Below are 7,095 nucleotides of genomic sequence, written 5' to 3' on the forward strand. Positions count from 1 at the left end.
TGGTGAGCAGCGGGTTAGCAGAGCAAGAGGTTTTCATCCATTCACATGCCCTGGTGGAGAGTCCGCACATCGGCGCCGGCAGCCGCATCTGGGCCTTTGCCCATGTGCTGCCGGGGGCGCGCATCGGCCGCGAGGCCAATATCTGCGACCATGTCTTCATCGAGAACGATGTGCTGATCGGTGATCGGGTCACGGTCAAATGCGGCGTGCAGTTATGGGACGGGCTGCGGGTGGAAGACGATGTCTTCATCGGCCCCAACGTCACCTTCGCCAACGACCCCCTGCCGCGCAGCAAGCAGCCGCCCGTCCAGACCTTGCAGACCCGCATCCGCGCGGGCGCCAGCATAGGCTCGGGGGCCACCATCCGGCCCGGTCTCACCATCGGCGCGGCGGCCTGGGTCAGCGACGGCGCGGTGGTCACCCGCGATGTGCCGCCCAATGCCATCGTGGCCGGCAACCCGGCTTACATCACGGGTTATGTGGATGCACCTGCGGATGCTTCCCGCAGCGCCGCCATCCCGGCCGCGCAGGCCGAGTCCCTGCCCGCGCTGCATGCGCGCGGCGCCCGCCTGCATGCCTTGCCCAAGATCGTGGACTTGCGCGGCGCGCTCTCGTTTGGCGAGATCGGCGCCCACCTGCCTTTTGATCCCAAGCGCTTCTTCATGGTTTATGACGTGCCCAGCCTGGAGGTCAGAGGCGAGCATGCGCACAAGGCCTGCCATCAGTTCCTGGTTTGCGTCAAGGGCTCGCTCAGCGTGGTGCTGGACGATGGCCGCGCGCGCGACCAGATCCGCTTGGACAGCGCCCGCGTGGGCCTGCACATCCCGCCTTGGGTCTGGGGCATCCAGTACCAGTTCTCGGCCGATGCCGTGCTGCTGGTGCTGGCCTCGCATTGCTACGAGGCCGAGGACTACATCCGCAATTACGACGACTTTTTGAGCGCCGTGCGCGCCCGCGATCATGCTTGAGCCCATCCCTTTCCTCGATCTGCAACCCGGCTACCAGGTCGCCCAGAGCGCCATCGACGCGGCCTTGCTGCGGGTGGCCGGCAGCGGCTGGTTTCTGCTGGGCCAGGAGTTGGCCGCGTTTGAAGCCGCTTGGGCGCTCCATTGCGGCACGGCCCATGCGGCCGGGGTCGCCAATGGGCTGGATGCCCTGCACTTAGGCCTTTTGGCCCTGGGCGTGGGGCCGGGAGACGAGGTCATCGTGCCCTCCAACACCTATATCGCCACCTGGCTGGCCGTCAGCCAATGCGGGGCCACGCCGGTGCCGGTGGAGCCCGATGCGCTGAGCTTCAATCTCGACGCCACCCGTATCCAGGCTGCCATCACCCCGCGCACCAAGGTCGTGCTACCCGTCCATCTCTACGGCCAGCCGGCCGATATGGATGCCATCCACGCCGTGGCCCGCCAGCATGGCCTGGCCGTGCTGGACGATTGCGCCCAAGCCCATGGGGCGCGTTACAAGGGCAGGGCGGTCGGGGGTCTGGCGGACCTGTCGGCCTGGAGCTTCTATCCCGGCAAGAATCTGGGTGCCATGGGCGACGGCGGGGCGGTCAGCGGCGGCGATGCGGCCTTGCTGGAGCGCGTCAAGGTCTTGCGCAATTACGGCTCGCGCATCAAGTATCACAACGAGGTCAAGGGCTTCAACTCGCGGCTGGACGAGATCCAGGCCGCCGTGCTGAGCGCCAAGCTGCCCCATCTGGAGGCCGCCACCGCCCAGCGCCGCGTTATCGCGGCTCAGTTGCTGGATGGGCTTGCGGGCGCCGATCTGGTGTTGCCCCAGGTGCCCACCTGGGCCGACCCGGCCTGGCATCTGTTCGTGATCCGCCACCCCGGGCGCGATGCCTTGCAGGCCAGGTTGGCTGCCTTGGGAGTCGGCACCCTGATCCACTACCCGGTGCCCCCGCATCTGCAGCCCGCTTATGCGGAGCTGGGCCATGCGGCGGGGGACTTCCCGGTGGCCGAGGCCATGCATCGCGAGGTACTGAGCCTGCCCCTGTGGCCGGGTATGAGCGAGGCCCAGGTGGCCCGCGTCATCGCTGCCGTCAAGGCTTCGGTTTAGGGTTCAGGGCCCAGGCACCGGCCCGCGCGAACGCGCCGGGTTGCCCAGCCACAGCTCGCCCGCCGGTACATCGCGGGTCACCACGCTGCCCGCGCCTATCATGGCGCCCGCGCCTATGCTCACGCCGCCCAGGATGGTGGCGTTCGCGCCTATCGAGGCGCCGCGCCCGAGATGGGTGCTCTGGAAGGCCTCGGGGTATTGCTTGGAGCGCGGGTATTTGTCATTGGCAAAGCTGACGTTGGGGCCGATGAAGACATCGTCTTCCACCCGCAGGCCGTCCCATAACTGAACGCCGCATTTGACCGTCACCCGGTCGCCCAGCACCACGTCGTTCTCGATGAAACATTGCGCGTTGATATTGCAATCGCGGCCGATGCGCGCGCCGGCCAGCACGACGCAGAACTGCCAGATGCGGGTATCGGCGCCGATGCTCTGGCTTTGCACATCGGCGCTGGGATGGATATGGGGATCAGTCATGGCGTCAGCATAGACGAGAGAGAGCGCGTGACCGCAAGGGTCACGCGCTCTCGGTGAGCTGCGTCAGATCAGCGGGTTCAGACGGTTGTCTTCATCGTCCGGGTTGCGGGGCTTGATCAGCAGGTGGTGGCTACTGCTGGTCTCTGCGGCGAGCGGTGCTGCGGCCTTGTCCACCGGGCCCAGCAGATGCTCGGCGGGCGCGGCCAGCACATCAGCGATGGACACCTGGGGCTCAGCGGCGCTGCGGTCCTGGGTGAACCAGACATCGGTCATATTGTGGGTGGCGCCGTCACTGGTCTTGTAGTCCGACACCAGGCCCAGCAGATTGCCGTTGTCCAGCGCCGTGCCGCGGCTGGCCTGCAGGTTCAGCTCGGTAATGCCCAGTTCGTCCAGGGTCTTGAGCTCGCCGGCATCGGTCTTGCCGTCGTGGTTGCCATCGACCCAGACGCGCAGGTCCTTGAAGTGCGCGTCCTGCGCACTGAGCTTGCCATCGTGGTTGCTGTCCTCGGCGGCCATGGCCTGGAAGCCGTCCGCCGCGCGGTGACCGTTGCCCAGCACGGTGGCCGAGCCGAACAACTCCTTGCCGCTGTTGATGATGCCGTCGTGGTTGCGATCCATCACCAGCAGGCCGTCGCCGCCGCCGGCCCAACCCCATTTCTGGGTCGAACCGGTGCCGTTGAGGTCGAAGTTGACGCCGTCCTTGGCGGCCAGGGTCTGGATGCCGTTGCCGTCCAGGTCCAGCATGATGGGCGAGGCGGCGATCAAGGCGTTGAGCTGGCCCGCATTCATGGCACCGGTTTGCGCCGTGCTGAAGGCCAGGGCCTGATCCATGCTCATGGCCGCCAGATCCTGGGTCTCCAGCCCGGCGATCTGCTGGGTCAGCAGGGCCTGGATATGGTCGGTCGTCAGGCCGTGGATGGAGGCGGTGGTGAGGGCCGCCAGGTCCTGGGTCTGGATGGCCTGGATGTGGTCGGTGCTCAGGCCCGCCAGCTGGTTGGAGCTGAGGGTGGCGAATTGCTGGGTATCCAGGGCCTGGATGGCGTCGGTCGTCAGCGCATGGATCTGGTTGCTGCTCAGCGTGTGGATCTGGGCCGTGCTCAGGGCCGCCACTTGCGCCGTGCCCAGGGCTTGCATGCTGTCGGTAGACAGGGCATTGATCTGCTCGCTGCCGAAGGCGCGCAGCTGGGTGCTGCTGAGGGCGCGCAAATCGTCGCTTTCCAGCGTGGCGATATCGCTGCTGCTGATGGCGGCGATCTGCGCCGTCGAGAGGGCCTTGAGCTGGTCGGTGCCCAGGGCGTTGAGGTCTTCGCTGGAGAGGCTGCGGATCTGGCTCGTCGTCAGGGCGTTGACCTGGCCCGTCGTCAGGGCGGCGAGCTGGTCGGAGCCCAGGGCGGCCAATTGATCGGTGCTGAGCGAGCGCAGCTCGGTCGTGCCCAGGGCGCGCAAATCATCGGTTTCCAGCACCGACATCTGCTGCGTCGTCAAGCCCTTCACCTCGGCCGTGCCAAAGGCGCCCAGCTGCTCGCTTCTCAGGGCCTGGATATTGTCGGTGCTGAGGGCGGCCACCTGCTCGGAGCCCAGGGCGCGCAGCTGGTTGCTGGTGAGGGCACGCAAATCGTCGCTTTCCAGCGTGGCGAACTGGGCCGTGGTCAGCGCGGCGATCTGGGCCGTGCCCATGGACTTGAACTGGTCGCTGCCCAGGGCATTGAGGTCGTCGCTGCCAAGGCTGCGCAGCTGGCTGCTGCTCAGGGCCGTGACCTGGTCGGTGCGCAGGGCGGCGAACTGGTCGGAGCCCATGGCGGCGAGCTGGCTGCTGGAGAGCGCGACGATTTGTGCCGAGCCCAGGGCGCGCAAATCATCGGTCTGCAGGGCGGCCATCTGGTCGCTGCCCAGGCCCTTGAGCTGGGTCGTGCCGAAGGCGGCCAGTTGCTCGCTGCGCAAGGCCTGGATGTTGTCGGTGCTGAGCGCGGCAATATGCTCGGAGCCGAGGGCGCGCAGCTGGCTGCTGGCGAGGCTGCGCAAGTCATCGCTTTCCAGCGTGGCCGCTTGGGACGTCGTCAGAGCCGTGACCTGGGCCGTGGTGAGGGCCTTGAACTGGTCGGTGCCCAGGGCGTTGAGGTCGTCGCTGGAGAGGCTGCGCAGCTGGGCCGTCGTCAGGGCGGCGACCTGGCTTGTCGTCAGGGCGGCGAACTGGTCTGAGCCCATGGCGCCCAGCTGGTTGCTGGAGAGGGCCGCAATCTGGGCCGTGCCCAGGGCGCGCAGGTCCTCGGTCTGCAAGGCCACCATCTGGTCGGTCGTCAAGGCCTTGATCTGCGCCGTCGTGAGGGCGCCGACCTGTTCGCTCTTCAGCGCCTGGATATTGTCGGTGCTGAGTGCGGCCATGTCCTGGGTGCTCAGGGCGCGGATCTGGTTGCTGGAGAGGCTGCGCAGGTCGTCGCTCTCCAGTGTGGTGGCCTGGGCGGTGGTGAGGGTGGCGATCTGGGCCGTGGAGAGGATCTTGAACTGGTCCGTCGTCAGGGCATTGAGATCGTCGCTGCTCAGGCTGCCCAGTTGGGTCGTGCTCAGGGCGGCGACCTGGGCGGTCGTCAGCGCGGCGAACTGGTCGGAGCCCATGGCACCCAGCTGGTTGCTGGAGAGACCCTGGATTTGCGCCGTGCCCAGGGCACGCAGGTCCTCGGTCTGCAAGGCCACCATCTGGTCGGTCGTCAAACCCTTGATCTGGGCGGTTCCCAGGGCAGCGACCTGCTCGCTCTTCAGTGCCTGGATGTTGTCGGTGCTGAGGGCGGCCATCTGCTCGGAGCCGAGCGCGCGGATCTGGTTGCTGGAGAGGGTGCGTAGGTCGTCGCTTTCCAGCGTGGCCACCTGGGCGCTGCTGAGGGCGGCGATGTGGGCGGTGTTCAAGGCCTTGAACTGGTCGGTGCCCAGGGCATTAAGGTCATCGCTGGCCAGGCTGCGGACCTGGGCCGTCGTGAGTGCGGCGACTTGCGCCGTCGTCAGCGCGGCGAACTGGTCGGAGCCCATGGCGCCCAGCTGGTTGCTGGACAGGCCTTGGATTTGCGCCGTGCCCAGGGCGCGCAGATCCTCGGTCTGCAGGGCCACCATCTGGTCGGTGCTCAGACCCTTGATCTGGGCGGTCGTGAGGGCGCCCATCTGCTCGCTCTTCAGAGCCTGGAAGTTGTCGGTCGTCAGGGCGGCGATGTGCTCGGAGCCCAGGGTGCGCAGGGCGGCGCTGCTGAGGGTGCGCAGGTCGTCGCTTTCCAGCGTGGCGACCTGGGCGGTGGTCAGCGCGGCAACCTGGGCCGTGGTGAGGGCCTTGAACTGGTCGGTGCCCAGGGCGTTGAGGTCCTCGCTGCTGAGGCTGCGGACCTGGGCCGTGGTCAAGGCGCCGACCTGGCCTGTCGTCAGCGCGGCGAACTGGTCGGAGCCCATGGCGCCCAACTGGTTGCTGGAGAGGGCCGCAATCTGGGCCGTGCCCAGGGCGCGCAGATCGTCGGTCTGCAAGGCCACCATCTGGTCGGTGCTCAAGGCCTTGATCTGCGCTGTCGTGAGGGCGCCGAACTGCTCGCTCTTCAGGGCCTGGATGTTGTCGGTGCTGAGGGCGGCGAGGTCTTCGCTGCCCAGGGCGCGGATTTGTCCGCTGGCCAGGGTGCGCAAGTCATCGCTCTCCAGCGTGGCGACCTGGGCCGTCGTGAGGGCGGCCACCTGGGCGGTGGAGAGGGTCTTGAACTGGTCGGTCGTCAGGGCATTGAGGTCGTCGCTGCTCAGGCTGCGGAGTTGGTTGCTGCTGAGAGCCGCGACCTGATCGGTGCGTAGGGCGGCGAATTGATCGGAGCCCATGGCGCCGAGCTGGTCGGTGCTGAGGCTCTGGATCTGCGCCGAGCCCAGGGCACGCAAGTCATCGGTCTGCAGGGCCACCATCTGGTCGGTGCTCAAGCCCTTGAGCTGTGCCGTCGTCAGGGCGGCGACCTGCTCGCTGCGCAAGGCCTGGATATTGTCGGTGCTGAGGGCGGTGAACTGGGCTGAGCCCAGGCTGCGCAGCTGGTTGCTGGAGAGGGTGCGCAAGTCATCGCTTTCCAGCGTGGCCACCTGGGCGGTCGTCAGCGCGCCGATCTGGGCCGTGCCCAGGGCCTTGAACTGGTCGGTGCCCAGGGCGTTGAGGTCATCGCTGGCAAGGCTGCGGATCTGGTTGCTGGAGAGGGCGGCCACCTGCTCGGTGCGCAGCGCAGCCATGTGTTCGGTGGAGAGGGCAGCGAGCTGGTTGGTCGTCAGGGCCTGGATCTGGGCCGAGCCCAGGGCGCGCAAATCGTCGCTCTGCAGGGCCACCATCTGGTCGGTCGTCAGGCCGCTGATCTGGGCGGTCGTGAGGGCGCCCACCTGCTCGCTTCTGAGCGCCTGGATATTGTCGGTCGAGAGGGCGGCCAGATGCGCGCTGCTGAGGGTGCGCAACTGACTGCTGCCGAGGGTGCGCAGGTCGTCGCTCTCCAGCGTGGCGAGCTGGGCCGTCGTCAGGGCCGCGACCTGGGCCGTGCTGAGGGCCTTGAACTGGTCGGTGCC

3 protein-coding genes and 1 pseudogene are annotated in these 7,095 nt (G+C 67.5%); 2 read left to right on the plus strand and 2 right to left on the minus strand.

Annotation, left to right across the window (positions count from 1 at the left end; translation table 11 throughout):
• Positions 1–2: 2 nt before the first annotated feature.
• Both HNP55_RS12920 and HNP55_RS12925 read left to right on the plus strand, forming a co-directional pair.
• Positions 3–968: a WxcM-like domain-containing protein gene (locus HNP55_RS12920; protein ID WP_348648699.1), complete on the plus strand. Its 966-nt coding sequence runs from the start codon at positions 3–5 to the stop codon at positions 966–968.
• A complete protein-coding gene (locus tag HNP55_RS12925) occupies positions 961–2,064 on the plus strand; it encodes a DegT/DnrJ/EryC1/StrS family aminotransferase (protein ID WP_184299934.1) in 1,104 nt (367 codons plus the stop codon). The genes HNP55_RS12920 and HNP55_RS12925 overlap by 8 nt, the downstream gene beginning before the upstream one ends.
• Before the next feature lie 3 nt (positions 2,065–2,067).
• Here HNP55_RS12925 and HNP55_RS24680 read toward each other — a convergent pair whose 3' ends face one another.
• Positions 2,068–2,541, minus strand: a complete 474-nt coding sequence (locus tag HNP55_RS24680) for an acyltransferase (protein WP_184299936.1) — start codon at positions 2,539–2,541, stop codon at positions 2,068–2,070.
• Between the two features lie 63 nt (positions 2,542–2,604).
• A pseudogene (locus HNP55_RS12935) lies at positions 2,605–7,095 on the minus strand (hypothetical protein); the annotation flags it as partial.

The organism is Roseateles oligotrophus, from assembly GCF_014204525.1.
Taxonomy (GTDB): domain Bacteria; phylum Pseudomonadota; class Gammaproteobacteria; order Burkholderiales; family Burkholderiaceae_C; genus Paucibacter_A; species Paucibacter_A oligotrophus_A.

Excerpts from the sequence above, each read along its gene's own strand:
- HNP55_RS12925 (WP_184299934.1), top strand. The coding sequence starts at position 961 with ATGCTTGAGCCCATCCCTTTCCTCGATCTGCAACCCGGCTACCAGGTC.
- HNP55_RS24680 (WP_184299936.1), bottom strand. The coding sequence starts at position 2,541 with ATGACTGATCCCCATATCCATCCCAGCGCCGATGTGCAAAGCCAGAGC.